The sequence below is a fragment of the Pseudoxanthomonas kaohsiungensis genome, assembly GCF_010211765.1.
In the GTDB taxonomy this organism is placed as follows: Bacteria; Pseudomonadota; Gammaproteobacteria; order Xanthomonadales; family Xanthomonadaceae; genus Pseudoxanthomonas; species Pseudoxanthomonas kaohsiungensis.
The window spans coordinates 95,787-120,083 of sequence record NZ_PDWO01000002.1; the positions used below are offsets into that span (position 1 = coordinate 95,787).

Consider the following 24,297-nt stretch of genomic DNA (forward strand, 5'->3'; position numbering starts at 1 on the left):
AGCCATGCCGACCGTCCCTGCGGGCCTTTCCGCCGCCCTGCTCGCCCTGGCGCTGGTCGCCGGCGATGCGTCCGCCCAGGGCTGGCGGGAGCGCCTGCAACAGGCGCGCCAGGCCTCCCGCGAACCGGCCACGCAGCCGCCCCAGCTTCCCGCCGGCTCCCGCGCATTGGTGGACATCGCCTACGGCGACGATGCCCGGCAACGGTTCGACGCCTACCTGCCGGCCCGGCCGGTGCCCGGTGCCCCGGTGATCCTGTTCGTGCACGGTGGCGGCTGGGCCAACGGCAACAAGGACAATCCTGGCGTGGTCGAGGGCAAGGCCGGGCAGTGGCTGCCGAAGGGCAGCGTGCTGGTGTCGACCAACTACCGCCTGCGCCCGGCCACCGCACCGCTGGACCAGGCCCGCGACGTGGCGCGCGCGCTGGCGCAGGTGCAGCGCATGGCCCCGGACTGGGGTGCCGATCCGGCGCGCGTGGTGCTGATGGGGCACTCGGCCGGCGCCCACCTGGCCGCACTGGTGGGCGCCTCGCCGGTGCTCTGGCGCGAGGCCGGCGCGCGGCCGCCGCTGGGGGTGGTGTCGCTCGACAGCGGCGCGCTCGACGTGCCGGACATGATGCGGCGGCCGCGCCTGCCGCCGCTGTACGACCGCGCGTTCGGCGCCGATCCGGACGATTGGGTCGCCGCATCGCCGCAGCACCAGCTCACCGCGCAAGCGGTGCCGATGCTGCTGGTCTGCTCGACCCGTCGCAACGACGCCTGCCCCCAGGCGCGCGCCTTCCAGGCCAAGGCCGCGACGCTGGGCGTCGCGATGGAAGTGCTGCCGCAGGCGCTGTCGCACCGCCAGCTCAACCGCGAGCTCGGCCTGCCCTCGGACTACACCGCCGCGGTGGACCGCTGGCTGGATGCGCTGGCGCGCTGAGCACGGCGCCCCTCCAACCGCGGGCCGGCTTCGGCCACACTGCGCCCATGCGCCCGCCAGTCCCCACTCCCGCCCGTCTCGGCACGCTCGTCTTCGGCCTGGTCCTGGTGTTCTGCGCCAGCGCGGTCGCGGTACAGGCCGCACGCCCGGAGTACGACTGGTGGCAGGCGCCACTGAGCTTCTACCTGGCCGGCCCCAACAGCGCGTGGCTGCAGGCTGCCTACTACGGCCTGGCGCTGGCGACCGTCCTGCTCGCCGCCGCCCTGCAGCGTTCGCTGGTGGCCTCCGCGCGCTACATCCTGGTGCCGGTGCTGCTGGTCGGCGGCGGGCTGGCGCTGGCCGTCACCGCGACCTGGCCCGGCGCCAGTCCCGGGTATCCGGCCAGCGATGCCGGCGCGTTCATCCACGGCGTGTCGGCGATCGCCGCCTTCCTGCTGGTCGGCACGGCGATGCTCTTGCAGTCCGCCTCGCTGCACCGCGACCCGCACTGGCGTGCCGTCGCCAGGCCGCTGCTGGTCCTGGCCGCGCTGGCGTTCGCCGGACTGTGGCTGCATGCGCTGTGGAAGGCGCTGCCGCGGGGCGGATCGCAGAAGGTCGTGATCGCCCTCTACCTGGCGTGGCTGGGATTGGCGGGATGGCACCTGCGGCGCGCGCCGCGGCGCTGATCCCGCCCTGCCCACATGGAGCCGCGCATGACACCGCCAACCCGGGGAACGCTTCGAACCGCGGGCCGCGTGCTGGCGCTGGTGCTCGGCCTGGCGTTCGCCGCCAGCGCTTTGCACGTGGCGACCATCGCCGGGGACGGCCTGATGCGGCTCGGGGCGGGGCTCATCGCGCTGCTGGCGCTGGACCTGCTGGTCGCGGCGGTCCGTGCGCGGCATCCGGTCATCACCGGCTGGCTGGGTCCGTTGCCCTGAAACACCGCCTCAGCCGCGGTGCGTGCGCGCCAGGTACTCCGCGCTCTGCATCTCGATCAGCCGCGAGGCGGTGCGTTCGAACGCACCGGCCAGGCGCTTGCCCTCGTACAGCGCCACCGGCGGCGCGGCGGCGGTGCAGACCAGGGTCACCTGGCGATCGTAGAACTCGTCGACCAGGTTGACGAAGCGGCGCGCGGCATCCTCGCTGTTCGCATCGAAGCGCGGGATGCCGCCGAGCAGCACGATCTGGAACTCGCGCGCGATCTCGATGTAGTCGTCGGTCGAGCGTGGTCCCTCGCACAGCTCGGCGAAGTCGAACCAGGCCGCGCCATGGCCGCGGCCGCGCACGCCGATGCGACGGCCCTCGATCCGGATGCTGCCGTCGCGCGCCGGCGCACCGGAGGCCAGCGCCTGCCAGCGCTCGGCCAGCCAGGCCTCGCTGCCGGCGTCCAGCGGCGTGCGGTACACCGGCGAGCGGGTCAGCGCGCGCAGGCGGTAGTCCTCGCGGCCATCCGCGGCCAGCTCCACGCAGTGTTCGCGCAGCTGGGCGATCGCCGGCAGGAAGCGCTCGCGCTGCAGGCCATCCTTGTACAGGTTCTGCGGCGCGGTATTGGAGGTGGTGACCAGGGTCACGCCCTCGGCGAACAGCCGTTCCAGCAGCCGGCCCAGCAGCATCGCGTCGCCGATATCGGTGACGAAGAACTCGTCCAGCACCAGCACGCGCAGCCGTTCGCGCCATTCGCGCGCGATCTTCGCCAGCGGATCGGACTGCCCGGCGTGTTCGCGCAACTGCTCGTGCACGCCGCGCATGAACCGGTGGAAATGCGTGCGCCGCTTCTGCTCCAGCGGCAGGCCTTCGTAGAAGAGGTCGACCAGGAAGGTCTTGCCGCGGCCGACGCCGCCCCACAGGTACAACCCCTTTACCGGCGCCGGGCGTCCGCCCAGCCCCAGCCGCGCCCGCCAGCCGGTCGGCGTGGCCGCCAGCAGCTCGCGCTGGACGCGGTCGAGTTCCCGCAACGCCGGGTGCTGCGCCGGATCGTCGCGCCAGCGCCCGGCGGCGGCGCCGTCGGCGTAGGCCTGCGAGGGCGTGCGGACCGCGTCGGCCTGGCTCATGCCGGCGGCAGCCACGCCTTCACTTCGTGCTGGATCGCGCCACGCAGGTCGATCAGCTTGCGGTGGAAGAAGTGGCTGGTGTCGACCATGCGCACCAGCTGCGGCTTGCGCGGCAGCGAGTCGACCCAGTCGTAGACCGATTGCGCGTCGACGATCTCGTCGGCATCACCCTGCACGACCAGCCACGGCACCTCGGGAATCTCGATGTCGTCGAACTCCCAGCCGCGGCCGGCGACCGGCGGGGCGATCGAGATCAGCGCATCCGGCCGCAGCGCGGCGGCGGCGGACAGGCTGACATAGGCGCCGAAGCTGAAACCCGCCAGCCACAGTGCGTGGCCCGGGTGCCCGGCCCGCGCCCACTCCACCACCGCGCGCAGGTCCTCGCGCTCGCCCTTGCCATGGTCGAACGCGCCGGCCGAGCCGCCGGTACCGCGGAAGTTGAAGCGCACCGTGGTCGCGCCGAGTTCGCGCAGCGCGCGGGCGACCATGGTCACGACCTTGTTGTGCATGGTGCCGCCTTCGGTCGGCAGTGGATGGCAGACCACCGCCAGCAACGGGCGCGCGTCGGCGGGCTCCGGGAGGTCGATGGCGACCTCGAGCGCACCGGCGGGGCCGTCGAGCAGCAGGGTGGTGGATTCGGCGGGGAAAGCAGGCTGTGTCATCGGCGCATTGTAGAGCGGGGCCTGCCCCGCTGCTTTGGCCCGGGCTTCGGGCCCCGGCACCGACTGCGATCACCGGGAGCAGCGGAGCGAGCCCCGCTCTACAATCCGCGGCTTCCTCCTGCGCGGACTCCCATGCATTTCATCCTGCTCAGCGTGGCCTGCAGCGTGCTCGTCTCGGTGCTTCTGAAGCTGGCACCGCGCCGCGGCTGGGACGTGGCGCAGATGGTGACCTGGAACTACCTGGCCGCCGCGCTGCTGTGCGCCTGGCTGCTGCAGCCGCCCCCGGCGGCGCTGCGCCAGCCCGGCGCGCCGTGGATCGAGCTGCTGGCCCTCGCGCTTGTGCTGCCCACGCTGTTCCTGGTGCTGGCCGCGTCGGTGCGGCAGGCCGGCATCGTCCGCACCGACATCGCCCAGCGCCTGTCGCTGCTGCTCTCGCTGGCGGCGGCGTTCCTGTTCTTCGGCGAACAGGCCGGGCCGTTGAAGCTGGCCGGACTGGCGCTGGGACTGCTCGCGGTGACCGGCATCCTCGCCCGCCCGGTGCGGGGCGAGGCCGGCCCGCGCGCCTGGGTCCTGCTGCTGGCGGTATGGGCCGGGTTCGCCGTGGTCGATGTCCTGCTCAAGCGCGTGGCGTTGTCCGGGACCCCGGCCACCGCGGCGCTGATGGTCGCCTTCGTCATGGCCTTCGCCGGGATGCTCGCCTGGCAGGGCTGGCGCCGGGTTCGCCATGGCGTGCGCCCCGGCCTGCGCCATGTCGCCGCCGGCCTGCTCCTGGGCCTGCTCAATTTCGGCAACATCCTCTTCTACGTGCGCGCGCACCAGGCGCTGCCGGACAGCCCTGCGGTGGTGTTCGCGACGATGAACATCGGCGTGGTCGTGCTCGGCACCGCGGTGGGCGTGCTGGCATTCGGCGAGCGGACCTCGGCACTGAACCGCGTGGCGATCGTCGCGGCGGTGGCGGCGATCGGGCTGATCGCGCTGGCGCAGGGGTAGCGTTGCGGGCACGACGGGCACCGCAACGGCCGCGACGGGTCGGCCGCCCATGAACGGGCGCCTGCGGCAGGATCGGCCTGGCGGGTCGCGGCGCGCACCCGGCCCTAGAATGCACGCATGACTACCGCGCAAGACTCCAGCCTGGGCCGCGAGGTCGCCTATCCCAAGGGCTACGACCCCACCCTGCTGTTCCCGATCCCGCGTGCCGGCGCGCGTTCCGAGCTCGGCCTGGCCGCTGCCGCGCCGCTGCCGTTCACCGGCCACGACCGCTGGATGGCGTACGAACTGTCCTGGCTCGACGCGCGCGGCAAGCCGCAGGTGGCCACCGCCACCCTGCAGGTGCCCCACGATTCCCCCAGCCTGATCGAATCCAAGTCGCTCAAGCTCTATCTCAACTCGCTCAACGGCGAGCGTTTCGAAGATGCCAGGGCAGTGCTCGAGCGCATCGCCGGCGACCTGTCGCGCAGCGCCGGGGCGCCGGTGGCGGTCGCCATCGGCCTGCCGCCGATGGCGGAGGACGCGGCCGGCGACGGCGAATCGATCGACGCCGTCGAAGCGGATTTCGACGACTACGGTCCGCCGAATGCGGCGTACCTGGACGCCGACGACGCGGCGCATACCGAAGAACACCTGGCCTCGGCCCTGCTCAAGTCCAACTGCCCGGTCACCGGCCAACCCGACTGGGCCAGCCTGCACCTGCGCTACCGGGGGCCGCGCATCGACCGTGCCGGACTGCTGCGCTACATCGTCAGCTTCCGCGAGCATGCGGGCTTCCACGAGCAGTGCGTCGAGCAGATCTTCCTCGACGTGCTGCATCGCTGCCGCCCGGCCAGCCTGTCGGTGGAGGCGCGGTATACCCGCCGCGGCGGGCTGGACATCAATCCCTGGCGCGCGACCGCGGACATGCCGCCGCCGCCGCCGTTGCGTGACCTGCGTCAGTGAACCGGCACGCGGGGCGGCCGGTCCAATAAAGGCTTCACGAGCTTCAGATGCTTTGTTAACAGGCGCTGTGAGACGGTGGCCGCGCCTCCAGAGCAGGTCACGCGCATGGGTACCGGAAACAAGCCGGACTTCTCCAACGTGCAGGGCGGAGTCCGCAGCACCGAGGCCGAGCGCCCGGATTTCAGCAACGTGCAGGGCGGCGTCCGCTCCACCGAGGAGATGGTCGATCCCCCGGTGCAGACCTACACCGTGGAAAAGGGCGACACGCTGTCGGCGATCGCCAAGCAGTTCTACGGCAAGGCCAGCGCCTGGCCCCGGATCTTCGAGGCCAACCGCGACCAGCTCGACGACCCGGACCGGATCAAGCCGGGCCAGGTGCTGAAGATCCCCGCCGACCCGGCCTGAGCGCCCCGCTCCCCATCCTCCAGAAGGATCCCCTCATGAGCCGTACCCGCCTGCTGTATCCGCTGTCGGCCGCACTGGCTGCCGCGCTCGTGCTGTCCGCCTGCAAGAAGCCCGAGCCCACGCCGCCGCCGGCACCGCCTGCGACCAGCGAACCCACGCCGATGACGCCCCCCGCCGCCGCCGCGACCGCCGCGGTGACCTCGCTCGAGCTTGGCAACGCGGTCGGCGCCGACAACCGCGTCGCCGCGCCGGCGACCACGTTCGCGCCGAAGGACACGATCTTCGCCTCGGTCGCCACCCGCACCAGCGACGCGATGGCTACCGTGCCCGGCAAGCTCGCGGCCAAGTGGACCTTCCAGGACGGCCAGACCGTTCACGAGGAAGCCCGCGACCTGAGCCTCACCGGCGACGGCACCACCGCCTTCCAGATCAGCAAGCCGGACGGGTTCCCCGTCGGCCGCTACAAGGTCGAAATCTCCCTCGACGGCTCGGTCGTCCAGTCGAAGGAGTTCGAGGTGAAGTAGGGAAGCTCTCTCTCTGTCTCTCTCCCAGCAGGGTGAGCTAGTTGGGCGCGGTGCGAACCGCGCCCGTTTTTTTGCCGCGCGCTTGATTCGGGCTCCAGGCGCCGCCATGGTCATCCCGACCCTGGAGGAAACATGAGCCCCGACGAACCGGCTTCCACCACCGCCGAGCGCGACCGCCGCCGGCTGCTGCTCGCCTTCAACCTGAGCCTGGCCTTCGTCGCTTTGCTGGTCGTGGTGTTCGCACTGCAGCCGCGCTTGCCGGTACCCGCGATGGCGGTGTCGCCGCGTGACTGGACCGCGCTGCTGGGACTGCTGACCGCGCCGCTGGTGCACGGCTCGGTCGCGCACCTGGCCGCCAACGCGACCGCCTTGCTGATCCTCGGCACCCTCGCTGGCAGCGTGTATCCACGCGCCACCCTGCGCGCGATCCCGCTGCTGTGGATCTGTTCCGGCCTGGGCGCCTGGCTGCTGGGCGAGGAAGGCACCCGCCACCTCGGCGCCAGCGGCGTGACCCATGGGTTGATGTTCCTGGTAACCACCCTGGGCCTGCTGCGCCGCGACCGCCCGTCCATCGCCGCCGGCATGATCGCGATGCTGTTCTACGGCGGCTCGGTGCTGACCGTGCTGCCGCACGGCGACGGCATTTCATGGCAGTCGCACCTGGGCGGGGCGGTCGGTGGCATCCTCGCCGGCATCCTGTTCCGGCGACTGGACCCGGAGCCGCCACGCAAGCGCTACAGCTGGGAAATCGAAGAGGAAAAGGCGCAGCGCAGCGCCGGCGAACGCGACAGCCTCGAACCTCCCTCGCCGGACGAAGTCCCGGTGCTGTGGCACCGCGACGGCGGCGACGAAGACCCGCGCGGCAAGGTCGTCGCCTTCCCGCCGCGACGGCCGCAGGCACCGCGGGACTGAAGCGCGGCCAGCGACGCGACAGGCCATGGCGCGTCGCGTGGCCTGGAGCGGACCGGCGCGACCGGAGGCTGTCGCACGATGCGACTCGAAGGACACGCGCATGACATTCCTGGCGCCAGCACGGTGGTGCAGGCCTTCGCAGGCAACTGCGCGCTTATAGTGGCCGGCCCTTTGCATCGCCGGGCCACTGCATGATCCGCACACGCTTCAGGTTCGCCGCACGCCTGCTTTGCGCCGCGCTCGCCATCGCTGCGCTGCTCCCGTTCGCCAGCCCGGCCGCGCCGGTGCCCGTCGGCCACGCGCGGCTGGGGGTGATCGGCTATGTGATGGACGGCCCCGCGCTGCCGCCGATCAGCGCCGGCAAGCTCGACGCGATCAACTTCGCTTTCGCCCTGGTGAACCCCACCGGCGAGGTCTACCTGCCCGGCACCACCGCCGCGGCGTCGCTGGCCGGCCTGACCGCGCTGCGCCAGGAAAATCCCGACCTCAAGGTGCTGGTCTCGATCGGCGGCTGGGGCGCGGACCATTTCTCCGAAGCGGCGTTGACCGAACAATCGCGCGCGCGCTTCACCGACAGCGCCGTGCGGCTGATGCGCGAGCACCGGCTCGACGGGATCGACATCGACTGGGAGTACCCGACCCTGCCCGGACCGGGCATCAGCCACCGCCCCGAAGACCGCGGGAACTTCAGCCTGATGCTGGAGGACGTCCGGTCAAAGCTCGATGAGCTGGGCCGCACCGACGGCCGCCACTACCTGCTGACCATCGCCGCGGCCGATGGCGAGGCCGCGCGCGGGCTGGAGCTGGCGCGGATCGTCCAGGTGCTCGACTGGATCAACCTGATGACCTACGACTTCTACGGCAGCCTGGCCGACACCACCGGCCACCACACCGGCCTGGGGCGCTCGGCGCTGGCGCCGCCCGGCAGCCGCACCACCGTGCAGGCGGTCGACGAGTTCCTGGCCGCCGGCGTACCGGCGGCCAAGCTCAATGTCGGCGTGGCGTTCTACGGGCGCGAGTTCGCGCAGGTCGAACCTGCCAATCGGGGCCTGTACCAGCGCTACGGCCGCTTCGTCGATTCGCTGGCGTGGTGCGAGCTGCGCGGCATGTCCGGACGCGACGGCTACGTGCGTTACTGGGACGGGCAGGCGCAGGCGCCGTACCTGTGGAACGCCGCCACGCGCCACTTCATCAGCTACGACGATCCGCAATCGCTGGCGGCCAAGGCCGCTTTCGTACGCGAGCGCGGCCTGGGCGGCATGATGTACTGGGAACACCGGCACGACATCGACGACGAGCTGCTCGATGCGCTGCGCGATGGACTGGATGCGCCGGCCGCGACCGCGCGCGCGGAGACGACACGATGACGATACTGCGTTCATTCCCCAACCCGCTCCGCCTGCTGGCGCTGGCTTGCTCCGCGACGATGCTGGCCGCGTGCGCGGCCACGCCGGTCGCGGACACGCCACGCGGCAGCTCGCCGGCCGCTTCCACCACCGCGCCGGTGCCCGAGTTGCGCCCGGGAATCCTGGCCGGCTACCTGGCCGCGGACGCCATTCCGGACAGTCTGGCGCTGGCGCCGCCGCCGCCGGCAGCCGGCAGTGCCGCGCTCGCCCAGGACCATGCGGTGATGCGTGCGGCGCTGGCCCTGCGCGGGACGCCACGTTTCGAGCAGGCCGCGCGCGACGCCGACCTCGACTTCCCGTTCGCCGCCGGCACTTTCGCCTGCACGCTGGGCGTACGCATCGATGCCGAACGCACCCCGGCGACCTACCGCCTGCTGCGCCGCAGCCTGGTCGATGCGGCGATGGCCACCCGTGCAGCCAAGGAGCGCTACCAGCGCGCGCGCCCGTTCGTCGAGAACGGCGCACCGACCTGCACGCCGGACGACGAAGCGGCGCTGCGCGGCAATGGTTCCTACCCCTCCGGCCACGTGGCGATCGGCTGGATGTGGGCGCTGGTGCTGACCCAGGCGGTGCCCGCGCACACCGAAGCGCTGCTGGCGCGCGGACGTTCGTTCGGCGAAAGCCGGGCGGTGTGCAACGTGCACTGGCAGAGCGATATCCTCGCGGGACGCTTCATGGCCGCGGGCACGTTCGCGCGGCTGCAGTCCGATGCCGCGTTCCGTGCCGATGTCGCCGCCGCGTCCGTCGAACTGGCCGCGGCGCGCACGCAGGGGCAGGCGCCGGACCGCGACTGCGCGGCCGAAGCCGCGGCCCTGGCGATTCCGCTGCCCGGCGTGCTCTGAGCCCATCACGCACCGAGGTGCGGCCACCGGCGGAGCCATAGCTAACCGGAGGCCCGGGCTCGGCGCTCTCGCGGTTTCCCGGCCCGCGGCCGCGCAGCTCAGCCCTTCGGATCCTCGATCTCGATCGTCGCGTAGCGCTCGCGAGCGCCGCGGGCGATCCGGCAGGTCACCGCGACGTCCCGGCCTTCCACGCGCAGCCGCCCTTCCACCGACAAGGCGTTGCCGCGGTCGCTGTAGGACGCGCTCCACTGGTAGGTGCGCTCGCCGCGCGCGACGAAGCGCGCCTCGGCTTCCTGGCGGCACCAGGGCACCAGTTCGCTGGCCTGGCGGATCTCGCGTTCATGCGGGTCGTATCCGGCCGGATCGCTGGCCAGCGCCGGCAGCGTGGCCAGCCCCAGCAGACCCATTCCGATCGCATTGCGCATGGCCGGCTCCGGTGACGATGTCCGCCGATCTTACGTCCCCCCGGTGCGCTAGGGCGTCGACATGCCCGGTGGCGGCTCCGCCGGCTGCAGCCACCGGCCATGGCGCATGGCCAGCCCGGTCATCCGCTCCTGGAAGTCCGGATCGCCGCGCTTCACGGTCTTGTACAACTCGGCCCGATCGACGAAGAACTGCTCGAATCCCCCGGGTGTGATCGTGAGCAGCAGCTTCACCGGCTGCTGGGTGCGGTTGCCCTGCGCATGCGCCGCGCCGGCCGGAATGGTGATGTAGGAACCCGCGGGATAGTCCCGCACGCCTTCCGCGCCGCTCACCGTAAGCGTGCCCTCGGCGACGTAGTAGCGCTCCTCCATCGTGTCGTGCCGGTGCCAGGGAGTCTGGTAGCCGGGGCCTTCGGTCAGTTCGATCACCGAGTACCGGCCGCCGGTCGCCTCGCCCGGCACCAGCAACCGGTACGACGAGCCGGCATCGTAGGGCACCGCCGCGACTTCGCTGGCCGCCCGGGCCACGACCTTGGCCGCCGTTGCCGGTGGCAGCGCCTGCGCCGGCAATGCCGTCGCCGTGAGGCCCGTTGCGACCGCTGCCCACACAAGCGCCGTCCGCGTGATTGTCATCAGGTGCTCCCGTGGTTGATCAGTGGTGACAACGCAGGGACTTCCGCTGGCGGGCCAGGCGGCACTGCTGGCGGGAGGCAGCCGGCGAACCGCCGCTTCCGCTCAGGCAGGCAATGGCAGGCCGGCGAATCCCTTCACCGTGCGCAGCACGAAACTGGAATTGACGTCGGCCACGCCGGAATCATTGAGCAGGCGGTCGAGCAGGAAGTGGGAGAAGTGCTCGAGGTCGCGGACGTAGACATGCAGCAGGTAGTCCATGTCGCCGGTCAGCGCATGGCAGGCGACCACCTCGTCCCAGCCCTGCACGCGCTCGACGAAGCGGTCGATGCCGGCGCTGCCGTGCTTTTCCAGCTGCACCCGGACGAACGCCTGCAGGCCCAGGCCCAGCACCTGCGGGTCCAGCCGCGCGGCATAGCCGGACACCACCCCGGTGGCCTCCAGCCGCTGGATCCGTCGCAGGCAGGCCGAGGGCGACAGGTTCACCTGCGCGGCCAGCTCGGCGTTGGTGGCCCGACCTTGGCGCTGCAGCAGCGCCAGCAGGCGCAGGTCGGTGCGGTCGAACTCGGCGGCAGCGGCCATTTGTTGCCTCGCAACATTGCATTCACGCAACAAGATTGCATCCATCCACGCGGGTGGCGCAACTTTGCAATCCCGTTGCGCGGAATAGCGCATACGCTGGGGCCGAACGCACGTCGAGCACCGCCATGTCCGAATCCACCCCCCGCCGCGTCGAATCCACGCCCGTCCAGGGCAGTCAGACCGACAAGGGCTACGTGCCGGTCTACACCACCGCCGTGGTCGAACAGCCCTGGCTGGACTACAGCGCCGACGACCATGCCACCTGGGGCACGCTGTACGCGCGCCAGCGCGAACTGCTCGCCGGCCGCGCCTGCGACGAGTTCCTGCAGGCGCAGGACGCGATGGGCATGGACGCGCGCGCCATCCCGCGCTTCGACCAGCTCAACGAAGTCCTCGGCGCGGCCAACGGCTGGACCCTGGTAGGCGTGGAAGGCCTGCTGCCGGAACTGGACTTCTTCGACCACCTGGCCAACCGCCGCTTCCCGGTGACCTGGTGGATCCGCCGCCCGGACCAGATCGACTACATCGCCGAACCGGACCTGTTCCACGACCTGTTCGGCCACGTGCCGCTGCTGATGGACCCGATGTTCGCCGACTACATGCAGGCCTACGGCGCCGGCGGGGTGAAGGCGCACGCGATCGGCCCCGACGCGCTGCAGAACCTGACCCGGCTGTACTGGTACACGGTCGAGTTCGGCCTGATCCGCCAGCACGACGGCCTGCGCATCTACGGCGCCGGCATCGTCTCGTCCAAGGGCGAATCGCTGCATTCGCTGGAGTCGGCCGCGCCGAACCGGCTTGGTTTCGACCTGGAGCGGATCATGCGCACCCGCTACCGGATCGATACCTTCCAGAAGACCTATTTCGTCATCGACAGCTTCGAGCAGCTGATGCAGGCCACCGCGCCGGACTTCGCACCTATCTACGCGCGCCTGGCGACGCAGGAGACGATCCCGGCGGGCGACGTGCGCGAGGGCGACCTCGTGCACCAGCGCGGCAGCGGCGAGGGCTGGGCGAGCGACGGCGACGTGTGATCCCGGTACCGGCCCGGTGCGGGCTCGGCTAACCTGTCTCGTCAGGCGGTCGGTTGCCGCCAATGGCATGCCACGGAGCGGATGACGGAATTCTTTGCCGGCTTGCTGGTGCTGTGCCTGGGGCTTGCTGTTCCCGGGATGATTTCCATGCGCCATCGCGCGAGCTGGCTGACGGTCGAGGAGTCGCTTGACCATCCGCAGCGCGGGCCTCGCTATTGGTACCGGTTCTGGTGCTGGTGCTTCTGGTATGCCCTATCGCTGCTTCTAACCGCTGCCGCCTTCGGTCTAATGTCGGACTTGGCGCCGATGCAGGCCCTGTTACAAAGCCTTGGCGTACTCAAGCCTGTGTTGCTGTTCATCGCCGCGATTCCGCTCGCGCTGCTTGGGTGCTGGCTGGACTACCGACTCACCGCCTGGGGCAGCCCCCGAAAGCGTAACGCCCGCCGGAAGTTGGGTTTACCGGGCTGGCAAGTGCCCCCGCGCCCGAACCCGGGCGCGCGCCTGCATGTGGCTTTCGCCACCTCACTTCCACCTCTCCCTGGAAACGTCTCGGCAGCCGAACCGGCACTGGATCCGGGCGACCCGGAGCTGGTACGCGAGCTGGCCCGCAAGCACTGGGACGCGATCAACTTCGCCATCGCGTCGAACGGTGACGTGGCTGGCGCGCATGCACGCCAGTCGGCATTCCTCGACGGCCTCGACGAGCGCTTGGACGGCGAGGACGCCGCGCGGGTGCGCGCGATCTATTCGCAGGAGAGTGTCGCTCACGCCAGAACGATGGCTTCAGTCAGCGCTCGCCGGGACGCGCTCCTGCTCGAACAGGCAACACTGCGCTCACGCGTGCATCGCAATCTCAAGATACTGGGCTGGATCTTGGGCGCGCTGTTCCTTCTGAACCTGCTAATTCGTGCGATCGAATGAGCTCCCGATCCACTGCTCACCCGCGGACCAGACGCGGCTGATGCTTCGTGCGGCGCATTCGATTACGCATCGTCCCGCCTTTCGCTGATTCGACGCAGGGGCCGTCGAGCAACGCAGACTGTGGAGCCGGTAGAATGCGCAGCGTTCGGGCCGCTTCTGTGTCAATCGCCGGCGAATTCGTACGGACAAATAGTGTCGATTGGCTCCTAGGCATCTATGCCTGCGGCGACGTGGCTCGCGCGTGGATGTATGCGGAACACGCGGGCATTACACTGTCGGCATGACGTTCCATTCCCGGATCCGCGCCGCCGGCGTGGTCCTCGCCACGCTATCCACTTCCGTTGGTGCCCAGGACACGCCCACGCTGCCGCAGGTGGTGGTGACCGCGCGGGTGGATTCCGCCTCCGCCTTCGACCTGCCGGCATCGCTGGACGTGGTGGAGCTCGGCGACGGCTCGGCCCGGCCGCAAGTGAACCTGTCCGAGGCCCTGGGCGGCGTGCCAGGCCTGCTGGCGCGCGACCGGCAGAACCATGCACAGGACACCCAGCTGTCGATCCGCGGATTCGGCGCGCGCGCCACCTTCGGCGTGCGCGGCGTGCGCCTGTATGCCGACGGCATCCCGGCGACGATGCCCGACGGCCAGGGCCAGCTCTCCCACTTCGCCCTGGCCGCCGGCGACCGGATCGAGGTGATGCGCGGGCCGTTCTCGGCGCTGTACGGCAATTCCTCCGGCGGCGTCGTGCAGCTGTGGAGCGCGGACGGCGGCGAGCCCACCCGGGTGGACCTGCGCGCCACCGCCGCGGCCTACGACAGCCTGTCCGCCAGTGCTCGCGTGCTCGGCAGGGCCGCCGGCACCGGCTACCACCTGGCGGCCTCGGTGTTCGACACCGGCGGCTACCGCGAGCACAGCGCGGCGCGGCGCGAGTCGGCCAACCTCAAGCTGCACCGTGACTTCGCCGGCGGTGGCCGGCTGGAGCTGGTCGGCAACCACTTCCGCGCGCCCGACGCGCAGGACCCGCTGGGCCTGACCAGGGCGCAGGTGCGCGAGGATCCGCGGCAGGCCACGGCGGCCGCGCTGCAGTTCAATACCCGCAAGTCGGCGGCGCAGGACCAGCTCGGCGCGAGCTGGCGGCAGCCGCTGGGCGATTCCGCGCAGCTGCGGCTCACCGGCTATGGCGGCAGCCGCAGCGTGGTGCAGTACCTGTCGGTCCCCGTGGCCGCGCAGGCCAGTCCGCTCAGCGCCGGCGGCGTGGTCGACCTGGACAACGGCTACGGCGGCGCCGACGCGCGGGCGAGCTGGCAGGGCCGGGTCGGCGATGGCGATTTCGAGTTCACGATCGGCACCAGCGCCGACCGCCAGCGGCAATGGCGGCGCGGCTACGAGAACTTCCGCGCCGACGGCGCCGGCGGGGTCGCGCTGGGCGTGCGCGGCGCGCTGCGCCGCGACCAGCGCGACGTGGTCGACAACTTCGACCAGTACGCGCAGGCGTGGTGGGAATTCGCGCCGCGCTGGTCGCTGCAGGCCGGCGCGCGCCACAGCGTGGTGCGCTTCCGCTCCGACGACCGTTACGTCACCGCGACCAATCCCGACGACAGCGGCCGGGTCGAGTATTCGCAGACCACGCCGGTGGCCGGGCTGGTGTTCGCCGCCGCCGACGACCTGCGCCTGTATGCATCGGCCGGGCGCGGGTTCGAGACGCCGACCTTCAACGAACTGGCGTATCGCGCCGACGGCGGCGCCGGCCTGGCCTTCGACCTGGCGCCCGCCGTCAGCGGCAACGTCGAACTCGGCGCGAAGTGGCGCAACGATGCCGGCGCCGCCATCGAGGCGGCCCTGTTCCGAGCCGACACCGAGGACGAACTGGCGGTGGCGCGCAACAGCGGTGGCCGCAGCAGCTACCGCAACGTCGGCCGTGCGCGCCGGCAGGGCGCCGAGCTGGCGGCCGACGTGCCCATCGGCCCGGCCTGGTCGTTGCGCGTGGCGGCCACCTGGCTGGACGCCTACTTCCGCGACGGCTTCCCGCTGTGCACCGGCGCCTGCCCCGTGCCGGCGGTGGCGGTGGCCGCCGGCACGCCGATCCCCGGCGTGCCGCGGCACTTCGGCCAGCTCCGCCTGCAATGGCAGGGCGGTCCATGGGAAGCGGCACTGGAGGCCTGGGCCAACAGCGCGGTGAACGTGGACGACCGCGGCACCGCCTCGGCGCCGGGCTACGGGCTGGTCCATGTCGAGCTGGCGCGCCAGTGGCGCGCAGGCGATGGCCGCCTGCGCGGCTTCGCCCGGGTCGACAACCTGTTCGACCGCCAGTACATCGGCTCAGTGATCGTCAACGAGGGCAACGGCCGCTACTACGAACCAGGCCCCGGGCGCGCGGTGCTGCTCGGCCTGGAGTGGCAGCTGCGCTAGCGCCGCGGCGGTTCAGCGGCATATTCGCTTGGCGACGAACCCGCCCGCGCGGATCGCCGCGTCACCACCAGGGGGATCGCATGGGGCGTTCGGTTCGTCGCTTGACCGGCTTGTCCGCCGTCGCCGCGGTGCTGGCGGCCATTCCGGCCGCCGCCGCCGCGGTCGAGCCGCTGGACACCTTCAGCGTCAGCATCGGCGGCTACGTCACCCGCTTCGACACGCGGGTGCGCGCCGATGGCGAGCTCTTCGGCGGCACCACCATCGACCTGTCGCGCGACCTGGGCCTGGACAAGGACGACATGATCGGCTTCCTGGGCGTGAGCTGGCGGCCATTCGCGCGGCACGAGGTCGGCCTGCTCTATTTCCAGAACGGCGTGGACAGCGAGAAGCGGCTGGAACGCGACATCGTGTTCGAGGACCACCTGTACCAGACCGCGGCCACCGTGCGCGGCCGCTACGACGTCGATGCGGTCGCGGCCTACTACACCTGGTGGGGCTTCTCCGAGGAGAACTGGGCGCTGGGGCCGCGGCTCGGCCTCACCTGGTACCGCATCGAGCTGGGCATCGAGCTGGAGGCGGACGTCAACGGCGACCCGGTGGGCAGCGGCGCGCTGGAAGACTCGGTCAGCGCCGACCTGCCGGCGCCGACCCTCGGCGCAGCCTGGCGCTGGACCCCCGCGGAGGACTGGCGGATCGTCGCCGACGCCGGCTGGTTCTCCACCGAGATCAACGACATCGACGGCAGCATCACCTACGCGCGCGCCGGCGTCGAATGGCATCCGTGGGCGCGGTTCGGGGTGCTGGTGGACTACACCCTCAGCAACATCGATGCGCGTACCGAGCGCGACGCCTTCACCGGGCTCCTGGAGATGCAACAGCGGGCTGCGCCTGGGCCTGCTCTACCGGTTCTGAGGCCTGCGCGCCGTCGTCACAGCGGAAACGGTCGAGCCCCCGGCGGCGGCCTGATAGCATGGCGCGCGCGATTCGCGGGCGTTCCGGCAAGGCCGGCCGCCGGCGCATGCCGCCTCCCCCCACCGAACAGAGCCAAGCCGTGTCCTTCTTCTCGAACGTCGAACGGGTCCCGGGCGATCCGATCCTGGGCCTGACCGAGGCCTACAACGCCGACTCCCGCACCACCAAGGTCAACCTGGGCGTGGGCATCTACTACGACGAACAGGGGCGGATCCCGCTGCTCAAGGCGGTGCAGCAGGTCGAGCAGTCGCTGGCCGCCGCCGCGCGCCCGCGCGGCTACCTGCCGATCGACGGCCTGCCGGCCTACACCCAGGCCACCCGCGAGCTGCTGTTCGGCAAGGACTCGCCGCTGCTGGCGGCAGGCCGCGTCGCCACCACCCAGACCGTGGGCGGTTCCGGCGCGCTGCGCGTGGGCGCCGAGCTGCTGCGCAAGGCGCTGCCGCACGCGACCCTGGCGTTGAGCAACCCGAGCTGGGAGAACCACCGCGCGGTGTTCACCGCCGCCGGTTTCGAGATCGTCGACTACACCTACTTCGACGCCGCCAGCCACGGCGTGGACTTCGACGGCATGCTCGCCGACCTGGGCAGGCTGAAGCCGGGCACCACCGTGCTGCTGCACGCGTGCTGCCACAACCCCACCGGCGCCGACCTGACCGTGGCGCAGTGGAAGCAGGTCGCCGCGCTGCTCAAGGAACGGCAGCTGTTCCCGTTCATCGACATGGCCTACCAGGGCTTCGACAAGGGCATCGCCGAGGACGCGGTCGCCATCCGCCTGCTGGTCGAGGCGGGGATCGATTCGTTCGTGGTCGCCAGCTCGTACTCCAAGTCGTTCTCGCTGTACGGCGAGCGCGTGGGCGCACTGTCGATCGTGGCCGGCACCGCCGACCAGGCGCAGGCGGTGCAGTCGCAGGTCAAGCGGATCATCCGCACCATCTACTCCAGCCCGTCGGCCCATGGCGCCGCGCTGGTCGCCGGCGTGCTGACGAGCCCGGAGCTGCGCGCGGTTTGGGAAGCGGAACTCACCGCCATGCGCGAGCGCATCCACGCCCTGCGCGAAGGCCTGGTGCAGAAGCTGGCCGAGCAGGGCCACCCGGAATATGACTTCATCCGCCAGCAGGCCGGCATGTTCTCGTATTCGGGCCTGAGCAAGGCCCAGGTCGATCGCCTGCGCGACGAGTTCGGCATCTACGCCGTCGGCACCGGCCGCATCTGCGTGGCCGCGCTCAACCAGGGCAACCTGGAGTACGTGGCCAAGGCGGTGGCGGCGGTCAGCCGCGGCTGATGCCGCCTCGCGGTCGCATAAGCGAAGGCCCGGCATCGCCGGGCCTTTTTTTGTTGCGAGGCGCTTCTGCGCGGCTTGCGAGGCGCTACTTCGGTACCTTGGCCGGAACGAACGGCGAAACCGGGTCGCTGGCCGGGAAGGTTTCCTCGAGCGCCTCGTCCTGGTTGCGGCTGGCGTGCTCCTTGCGCTGCCTGCGCTCGTGCGGCGCCTCGGGGGCGGATGTGCAGTCGCTGCCGGGGGGCGGCAGGTCCTTGCGGTCGCGTGTACTCATGGCGGTCTCCGCGGATGGGGGCTCGAAGCGGCATCGTCGAAGGCGCCGTGGAAAGGGCGCGTGATCCCGGCGTGAGCCGGCGGTGAGCGGGCATCCATCACGGACGCCCCACGCCGCGCGTGCTACCCCTGCAGGCCCGTCGCCCCGAGGCTCCCGTCATGGCCCGCCCGATCTGGACCGGCACCCTGTCCTTCGGCCTGCTCAACGTGCCGGTATCGCTGATGTCCGGCGAGCGCCGCACCGACCTCCACTTCCGCATGCTCGACTCGCGCGACCGCAAGCCGGTCCGCTACGAGCGGGTCAACGCCGAGACCGGCGAGGAGGTGCCGTGGAAGGACGTGGTGAAGGCCTATGAGTACGACAAGGGCAGCTACGTCGTGCTGGAGGAATCGGACATCAAGGCCGCCGCGCCGGAGAGCCACGAGACGGTGGAGGTCGAGACCTTCATCGACGCCGCCGCCATCGACCCGCGCTACTACGAGAAGCCGTACGTGCTGGTGCCGGCGAAGAAGGCCGAGAAGGGGTACGTGCTGCTGCGCGAGACCCTGCGCAAGGGCAACCGCGTCGGCATCGCGCGGGTGGTGATCCGCACCCGCGAGTACCTGGCCGCGGTGATGCCGCAGGGCGATGCCCTGATCCTGATGCTGCTGCGCTATCCGCAGGAACTGGTGGATCCGGCCGACTATGCGCTGCCCGAGGGCAAGGCGGCCGATTACCGGGTCACGGCCAAGGAACTGCAGATGGCCGAGCAGCTGATCGACTCGATGAGCGGGAGCTGGAACCCCGACGACTACAAGGACGAGTTCCGCGACCGGTTGCAGGCCATCATCCGAAAGCGGATCAAGAGCAAGGAAGGCACCGCGCAGATCGAGGACGAAGCGGAGGCGCCGGAGGAGGCGACGACGAACGTGGTCGACTTCATGTCCCTGCTGCAGCAGAGCCTGGATGCGAAGAAGCGCACCCCGGCGAAGAAGGCCGCGGCCAGCCCTCGCGCGCCGGCCAAGGCAGCCAAGGCGCCGGCGAAGAAGGCCGCGCGCAAGGCGGCGGCCAAGAAGGCGCCGGCACGCAAGGCGGCCAGCAGGCGCAAGGCCGGATAGGCCGCGATGTCGCTGCACGACTACGCCCGCAAGCGCGACTTCGGCGCGACCCCGGAACCGCAGAGCGCGACGCGGCGGCGCGGGTCGAAGCGGCAGCCGATATTCGTCGTCCAGCTGCACCATGCATCGCGGCGCCACTACGACTTCCGGCTGGAGGCCGATGGCGTGCTCAAGAGCTGGGCGGTACCGAAGGGCCCGTCGTTGCGCGCCGGCGACAAGCGGCTGGCGGTGGAGGTCGAGGACCATCCGCTGGATTACGCCGGCTTCGAAGGCGACATCCCGGAAGGCCACTACGGCGCCGGCCACGTGGACATCTTCGACCAGGGCACCTGGACCACGGATGGCGAGCCGCTGGCGGCGATCGCCAGGGGCTCGCTGGATTTCGAACTGCATGGCGACAAGCTCAAGGGCGCCTGGAAGCTGGTCCGCACCGGCAAGCCGGCGCGGCAGCCGCAGTGGCTGCTGATCAAGCGCAGCGACGACCACGCCGCCGACGTGGAGGCGGACGATCTGGTCGGGACTCCATCACGGACGGGCCGGCCGAGGGGCGAGGCCAGGGCACCAATCGCCGCCAAGAGCGCCAAGGCTGCCAAGGCTGCCATGGGCACGGCTGCCACGGGCGGGCATGCCAAGGCGCGCGCAGCGGCGAGAGAAAGCGCGCCTTCGCGCAAGTCCCCGCGACGGGAGGCCGCCTGGCGTGAGCGTGCGCTGGCGCTCGAGGGCGCGCGCGACCGTCCGCATCCCAGCGGCTTCGCCGCCGAACTGTGCACCCTGCGCGAGGCCCCGCCGTCCGGCGACGCCTGGCTGCACGAGATCAAGTGGGACGGCTACCGGTTGCTCGCCGACCTGGTCGATGGCCAGGCGAAACTGCGCTCGCGCAACGACCTGGACTGGACCGCGCGCGTGCCGGCCATCGCCCGGGCCGTCGAGGCGCTGCCGGTCTCCGACGCGCACCTGGACGGCGAGCTGGTCGTGCTCGACGACCAGGGCCACAGCGACTTCTCCGCCTTGCAGCGCGTGCTGGAGGGCAGTTCGCGGCAGCCACTGCGATACGTGGTGTTCGACCTGCCCGGCGTGGCCGGCGTCGACCTGTCGCGCACGGCGCTGGTCGAGCGCAAGCGGCTGCTGCGCGAGCTGCTGGGCAGCACGCCCGGCGTGCTCGCCTACAGCGACCACGTGGTGGGGCACGGAGCCGAGGTGTTCGCCGCCAGTGGCCGGGCCGGCTTCGAGGGCATCATCAGCAAGCGCGTGGACGCGCGGTACCGCGGCGGCCGCGGCCAGGACTGGATCAAGGTCAAGCACGAGGACGGCGACGAGTTCGTCGTGGTCGGCTACACCGCGCCGAAGGGCGCCCGGGGCCACTTCGGCTCGCTGCTGCTGGCGCGACCCGGGCAGGACGGCCTGAGGTACGTCGGCCGCGTCGGCAGCGGGTTCGGCGACGCGATGCTGCGCGACCTGTTCAAGCGCATGCGGCCGCTGGAAACCGCTGGACCCACGGTCGAACTGCCGGCCCACGTCCCGCTGCGCCCGCGCAACGTACAGTGGCTGCAGCCCCGCCTGGTCGTGGAAGTGGCCTTCCGCGGCTGGGCCAAGGAAGGCCTGCTGCGCCAGGCCAGCTTCCGTGGACTGAGGGAGGACAAGGACATGGCCGACCTGATGCCGGAGAAGCCGGCCGCATCCCGGACGACGAAAGCACCCGCGCGAACGAAAGCCGGCAAGGGCGTGGCCACGGCGAAAGCAGGCAAGCGCGCGGCCGTGGCGAAGACGGCCGCGGTCAAGGCCAAGGCCAAGGCCGCGCCGAAGGCCGGCACCGCCGACGGTACCGACGTCGTGATCACCCATCCCGAACGGGTCGTGTATCCGGCCGACGGCATGACCAAGGGCGACGTTGCGGCGTACTACCGCGCGATCGCACCATGGCTGCTGCGCGACATCGCCGGGCGGCCGCTGTCGCTGGTGCGCTGCCCCGACGGCGCGACCGGCCAGTGCTTCTTCCAGAAGCACCATGGCGCCGGCTTCGGCGAGGCGGTGCATGCGCTGCCACTGCGGCAGAAGAGCGGGATCGAGGACTACGTCTGGATCGACGACGCGACCGGCCTAATGCAGCTGGTGCAGATGAACGTGCTCGAGTTCCATCCGTGGGGCGCGACCGTGGAGGACCCCGAACGCGCCGACCGGCTGGTGTTCGACCTGGATCCGGGGGAAGGCGTGCCGTGGAAAGCCGTGTGCGACGGCGCGCGCGAGGTTCGCGGCCGCCTGCGCGAGGCCGGCCTGGAAAGCTTCCTGCGCATGAGCGGCGGCAAGGGCCTGCACGTGGTGGTGCCGCTCGCGCCGGCGGTGCCATGGGAGCAGGCGCGCGACTTCTGCGAGGCCTTCGCCAGGGCGATGGAGGCGCATGCGCCGGATCGGTGGCTGGCCAACGCGCGCAAGGCGAAGCGGACCGGGCGGATCTTCCTGGACTGGCTGCGCAACACCCGCGGCGCGACCAGCGTGGCGAGCTGGTCGCTGCGTGCGCGCGAACACGCGACGGTGGCCATGCCGCTGCGATGGGAGGAGCTGGGCAAGTTCGACCGGCCGGGCGCGTTCAACCCGGACAAGGCGCTGCAGCGCGCGTCGCGGCTGCGCAAGGACCCGTGGGACGGGATCGACCGGTTGCGTCAGTCGCTGCCCGGCTGAACCTTGCCGCATCTCCGGATGCTCGCAGGCGGGATGCGGGCCGGCGACGCAGGCGATGCACCCGGAGCCAGAGCGCCGCTGGCGTAACCCTCGCCAAGCCGCCGCCTGGGTTGGCGCTAGCGGACGGGTGCCCGACCTGCCGGAAGTCACTTTCGGCGCCCTGGCCATTGCCACGCGCCTCCGCGCGCCGGAGCATGCCCGCATGCTCTCGTCGCTCAGAACCGCGCTGCAGCCGTTGCTCCAGCCGCTCGGCCTGGCCGGCCTGCTGACCATCCTCACCGTCGGCTATTCGATGCGCTTCGTCGAGGCGCCGTCGCGGGTGGCGGCCCACCTGCTGCTCGCGGCCTACCTGGCCCTGTTCGTCCTGCTCCAGTTCCTTCCCGAGCACCGGCGCGGCTGGCGCCATGCGGCGCTGCTGGCCATGCCGCTGGTGGTGCTGGCGCTATGCCGCCTCAGCGTCGAGGTCGGCGCATCCCAGGTGCTGCTGGTCATCTGGGCCGCCTGTACCGTGGCGGCCTGGCCGGTGCGGCTGGCGGCGCCGGTGGTGCTGCTGGTCAACGTCGCCTTCTTCCTCGTCCTGCGCAGCCTCGGATTCCATGATCCGCTGCCGATGGTGCTGATCAACCTCGGCTTCCAGGCACTCGGCGCCATCTGCGTGTACTACGCCGAATCGGCCGAGCGCGCCCGGGCGGCGCTGGCACGGGTCAACGCCGACCTGCTCGCGACGCGCGCCCTGCTCGCCGACAGCGCCCGCGACGCCGAGCGGCTGCGGATGGCGCGCGAGCTGCACGACGTGGCCGGGCACAAGCTCACCGCCATGCGCCTGAACCTGCGCGCGCTGGCCGCCGACCCGGCGCTGGCCGGGCGGGCCGACGTCGCCCTGGCCGACCGCCTGGCCGGCGAACTGCTCGGCGACATCCGCCAGGTGGTGCAGTCGCTGCGCGACGACCGTGGCCTGGACCTGGCCACGGCCTTGCGCGCGCTCGCCGCCCCCTTCCCGCGGCCCTCGCTGCATCTCACAATCGCACCCGGGGTACGCATCACCGACCCGGCCGTGGCCGAGACGGTGCTGCGGCTGGCGCAGGAGGCGCTGACCAACTCGGCACGCCATGCCGGCGCGGAGCGCGTGTGGCTGCGGATCGACCACGGGGAAGACGGCTTGCGCATCGAGATCCACGACGACGGGCAGTGCGGCGCCGACCTGCGCGAGGGCAACGGCATCGCAGGCATGCGCGAACGCCTGGCCGCACTGGACGGCGCACTCATGGTCGGCCGTACCGAGCGCGGCGGCCTGCGGCTGCTGGCCAGGCTGCCGGCGTGAACGGCCCGGAACGGCCGCTGCGGGTCGCGCTGGCCGACGACCAGGCATTGGTGCGCGCCGGACTGCGGGCGCTGCTGGAACGGCTCGGCATCGAGGTCGCGTTCGAGGCCGAGGACGGCCAGGGCCTGCTGGACGCATTGCAGCTGCAGCCGGTGGACGTGGTCCTGAGCGACATCCGCATGCCGGGCCTGGACGGCATCGCCGCCCTGCGGGAACTGCGCGACGAAGGCGACCGCACGCCGGTACTGCTGCTGACCACCTTCGACGACAGCGACCTGCTGCTGCACGCGCGCGACGCCGGCGCCCAGGGCTTCCTGCTCAAGGACGCCGCCCCGGACGACCTGCACGAGGCGATCCTGCGCGTGGCCGCCGGCGAAACCCTGCTGGCCCCGGTCAGCACCGACCCGGTGCGCGCGCGCTACCGCTTCCACGACGAGGCCCCGCCGACCGACACCTTCGGCGAGCGCGAAGTCGCGATCCTGCGCCTGCTCGCCGGCGGCTACTCCAACAGGGAAATCGCCCGCAGCCTGTTCCTGGCCGAGGGCACGGTGAAGAACTACGTCTCCACCATCCTCGACAAGCTCGGCACCCGCGACCGCACGCGGGCGGTGCTGAAGGCGATCACGTTGCGGATCATCTGAGCCAACACGCTAAAGTGATTCCAGCCTTTCCAGACAAAGATTGGACATAGGGCGCAGTTTCGAATCGGAATTTGCTTGAGATGGTCTCGATCGATCCATGACCCTCTTGAATCTGGCCCGCTTCCCTGCAAGTTATCGTTTAGCTTGATGGGCTAATTCAGCCCGCCTAGCTTAAGCAGGTGTTCCATGAATTCGTTAAAGATCGCATGCATGGCAGTGGTAGGCTTTGCCGCCATGATGGGTGCTCCGCAGGCCAAGGCTGACGGCGAGATTGTCGATACGGTTCATCATTGCACACAGAACAGCTGTCTGGTCACACGCTGCATCCACTATGCCGGCTTTTATGACTGTGCTACTGGTTGGTATCCCCGCTTTATGTTCCCCGACTACCGCGAGGAGCCGTAGCTCCCAC

The 24,297-nt window shown here is 71.1% G+C and carries 26 protein-coding genes; 20 read left to right on the forward strand and 6 right to left on the reverse strand.

What is annotated here, in order from left to right; translation table 11 throughout:
* The first annotated feature begins 4 nt into the window (after positions 1-4).
* From CSC66_RS02885 to CSC66_RS02895, 3 genes are read left to right on the forward strand one after another with little or no spacing between them, the layout of a single operon-like run.
* Positions 5-919 (forward strand): alpha/beta hydrolase, encoded by a 915-nt coding sequence (locus CSC66_RS02885; RefSeq protein WP_162375887.1) that lies wholly within the window; start codon positions 5-7, stop codon positions 917-919.
* A 47-nt stretch (positions 920-966) separates the two neighbouring features.
* A complete protein-coding gene (locus tag CSC66_RS02890; protein ID WP_162375888.1) occupies positions 967-1,584 on the forward strand; it encodes a DUF998 domain-containing protein in 618 nt (205 codons plus the stop codon).
* Between the two features lie 27 nt (positions 1,585-1,611).
* Positions 1,612-1,836: a hypothetical protein gene (locus tag CSC66_RS02895; protein ID WP_162375889.1), complete on the forward strand. Its 225-nt coding sequence runs from the start codon at positions 1,612-1,614 to the stop codon at positions 1,834-1,836.
* 9 nt (positions 1,837-1,845) lie between these two features.
* Here the strand turns inward: CSC66_RS02895 and zapE are convergent, their stop codons facing one another.
* Both zapE and CSC66_RS02905 read right to left on the reverse strand, forming a co-directional pair.
* Positions 1,846-2,949, reverse strand: coding sequence for a cell division protein ZapE (gene zapE / locus CSC66_RS02900; RefSeq protein ID WP_162376154.1), 1,104 nt, complete (start codon positions 2,947-2,949; stop codon positions 1,846-1,848).
* Positions 2,946-3,611, reverse strand: a complete 666-nt coding sequence (locus tag CSC66_RS02905; RefSeq protein WP_162375890.1) for an alpha/beta hydrolase — start codon at positions 3,609-3,611, stop codon at positions 2,946-2,948. The genes zapE and CSC66_RS02905 overlap by 4 nt, the downstream gene beginning before the upstream one ends.
* A gap of 132 nt (positions 3,612-3,743) precedes the next feature.
* Here CSC66_RS02905 and CSC66_RS02910 point away from each other — a divergent pair, with 132 nt between their 5' ends.
* The 7 genes from CSC66_RS02910 to CSC66_RS02940 all read left to right on the forward strand — a co-directional run bounded on the left by CSC66_RS02910 (position 3,744) and on the right by CSC66_RS02940 (position 9,632).
* Positions 3,744-4,601 carry an EamA family transporter gene (locus CSC66_RS02910; RefSeq protein WP_162375891.1) on the forward strand — a complete coding sequence of 286 codons (858 nt, stop codon included), beginning with the start codon at positions 3,744-3,746 and terminating at the stop codon, positions 4,599-4,601.
* Between the two features lie 117 nt (positions 4,602-4,718).
* Entirely contained in the window at positions 4,719-5,543 is an 825-nt protein-coding gene (gene queF, locus CSC66_RS02915; protein WP_162375892.1) for an NADPH-dependent 7-cyano-7-deazaguanine reductase QueF, read from the forward strand.
* Positions 5,544-5,648: 105 nt separating this feature from the next.
* Positions 5,649-5,948: a LysM peptidoglycan-binding domain-containing protein gene (locus CSC66_RS02920; protein WP_162312353.1), complete on the forward strand. Its 300-nt coding sequence runs from the start codon at positions 5,649-5,651 to the stop codon at positions 5,946-5,948.
* Positions 5,949-5,983: 35 nt separating this feature from the next.
* On the forward strand, positions 5,984-6,472 hold the full coding sequence (locus tag CSC66_RS02925) for a hypothetical protein (protein WP_162375893.1): 489 nt from the start codon (positions 5,984-5,986) through the stop codon (positions 6,470-6,472).
* 132 nt (positions 6,473-6,604) lie between these two features.
* Positions 6,605-7,384 (forward strand): rhomboid family intramembrane serine protease, encoded by a 780-nt coding sequence (locus CSC66_RS02930; protein ID WP_162375894.1) that lies wholly within the window; start codon positions 6,605-6,607, stop codon positions 7,382-7,384.
* A 191-nt stretch (positions 7,385-7,575) separates the two neighbouring features.
* Entirely contained in the window at positions 7,576-8,751 is a 1,176-nt protein-coding gene (locus CSC66_RS02935) for a glycoside hydrolase family 18 protein (RefSeq protein WP_162375895.1), read from the forward strand.
* Positions 8,748-9,632: an acid phosphatase gene (locus CSC66_RS02940; protein WP_238394239.1), complete on the forward strand. Its 885-nt coding sequence runs from the start codon at positions 8,748-8,750 to the stop codon at positions 9,630-9,632. Before CSC66_RS02935 ends, CSC66_RS02940 begins: the two co-directional genes overlap by 4 nt.
* 98 nt (positions 9,633-9,730) lie before the next feature.
* On the opposite strand, the gene CSC66_RS02945 is transcribed toward CSC66_RS02940, so the two are convergent.
* The 3 genes from CSC66_RS02945 to CSC66_RS02955 all read right to left on the reverse strand — a co-directional run bounded on the left by CSC66_RS02945 (position 9,731) and on the right by CSC66_RS02955 (position 11,266).
* Positions 9,731-10,057, reverse strand: a complete 327-nt coding sequence (locus tag CSC66_RS02945) for a hypothetical protein (RefSeq protein WP_162375896.1) — start codon at positions 10,055-10,057, stop codon at positions 9,731-9,733.
* 48 nt (positions 10,058-10,105) lie between these two features.
* A complete protein-coding gene (locus CSC66_RS02950) occupies positions 10,106-10,687 on the reverse strand; it encodes a cupin domain-containing protein (protein WP_162375897.1) in 582 nt (193 codons plus the stop codon).
* Between the two features lie 102 nt (positions 10,688-10,789).
* Positions 10,790-11,266, reverse strand: coding sequence for an Lrp/AsnC family transcriptional regulator (locus tag CSC66_RS02955; protein WP_162375898.1), 477 nt, complete (start codon positions 11,264-11,266; stop codon positions 10,790-10,792).
* A gap of 125 nt (positions 11,267-11,391) precedes the next feature.
* On the opposite strand from CSC66_RS02955, the gene phhA reads away from it, so the two are divergent.
* From phhA to CSC66_RS02980, 5 genes are all read left to right on the forward strand, one after another.
* Positions 11,392-12,300 (forward strand): phenylalanine 4-monooxygenase, encoded by a 909-nt coding sequence (gene phhA, locus CSC66_RS02960; RefSeq protein ID WP_162375899.1) that lies wholly within the window; start codon positions 11,392-11,394, stop codon positions 12,298-12,300.
* 81 nt (positions 12,301-12,381) lie between these two features.
* Positions 12,382-13,221 carry a hypothetical protein gene (locus CSC66_RS02965; RefSeq protein WP_162375900.1) on the forward strand — a complete coding sequence of 280 codons (840 nt, stop codon included), beginning with the start codon at positions 12,382-12,384 and terminating at the stop codon, positions 13,219-13,221.
* A gap of 280 nt (positions 13,222-13,501) precedes the next feature.
* A complete protein-coding gene (locus tag CSC66_RS02970; protein WP_162375901.1) occupies positions 13,502-15,625 on the forward strand; it encodes a TonB-dependent receptor family protein in 2,124 nt (707 codons plus the stop codon).
* 101 nt (positions 15,626-15,726) lie between these two features.
* Entirely contained in the window at positions 15,727-16,731 is a 1,005-nt protein-coding gene (locus CSC66_RS02975) for a porin family protein (protein ID WP_162375902.1), read from the forward strand.
* Positions 16,677-17,879 carry an amino acid aminotransferase gene (locus tag CSC66_RS02980; protein ID WP_162375903.1) on the forward strand — a complete coding sequence of 401 codons (1,203 nt, stop codon included), beginning with the start codon at positions 16,677-16,679 and terminating at the stop codon, positions 17,877-17,879. Before CSC66_RS02975 ends, CSC66_RS02980 begins: the two co-directional genes overlap by 55 nt.
* An 85-nt stretch (positions 17,880-17,964) precedes the next feature.
* Here the strand turns inward: CSC66_RS02980 and CSC66_RS02985 are convergent, their stop codons facing one another.
* On the reverse strand, positions 17,965-18,150 hold the full coding sequence (locus CSC66_RS02985; RefSeq protein ID WP_162375904.1) for a hypothetical protein: 186 nt from the start codon (positions 18,148-18,150) through the stop codon (positions 17,965-17,967).
* Between the two features lie 158 nt (positions 18,151-18,308).
* Between CSC66_RS02985 and ku the strand changes: the two genes are divergently transcribed.
* From ku to CSC66_RS03010, 5 genes are all read left to right on the forward strand, one after another.
* Positions 18,309-19,247: a non-homologous end joining protein Ku gene (ku, locus tag CSC66_RS02990; protein ID WP_162375905.1), complete on the forward strand. Its 939-nt coding sequence runs from the start codon at positions 18,309-18,311 to the stop codon at positions 19,245-19,247.
* Positions 19,248-19,253: 6 nt separating this feature from the next.
* A complete protein-coding gene (gene ligD / locus CSC66_RS02995; RefSeq protein ID WP_162375906.1) occupies positions 19,254-21,923 on the forward strand; it encodes a DNA ligase D in 2,670 nt (889 codons plus the stop codon).
* A gap of 55 nt (positions 21,924-21,978) precedes the next feature.
* Entirely contained in the window at positions 21,979-23,244 is a 1,266-nt protein-coding gene (locus CSC66_RS03000; RefSeq protein WP_162375907.1) for a sensor histidine kinase, read from the forward strand.
* Positions 23,241-23,885, forward strand: coding sequence for a response regulator transcription factor (locus tag CSC66_RS03005; protein WP_238394240.1), 645 nt, complete (start codon positions 23,241-23,243; stop codon positions 23,883-23,885). The genes CSC66_RS03000 and CSC66_RS03005 overlap by 4 nt, the downstream gene beginning before the upstream one ends.
* Positions 23,886-24,071: 186 nt before the next feature.
* Positions 24,072-24,290: a hypothetical protein gene (locus tag CSC66_RS03010; protein ID WP_162375908.1), complete on the forward strand. Its 219-nt coding sequence runs from the start codon at positions 24,072-24,074 to the stop codon at positions 24,288-24,290.
* The last annotated feature ends 7 nt before the right edge of the window (positions 24,291-24,297 follow it).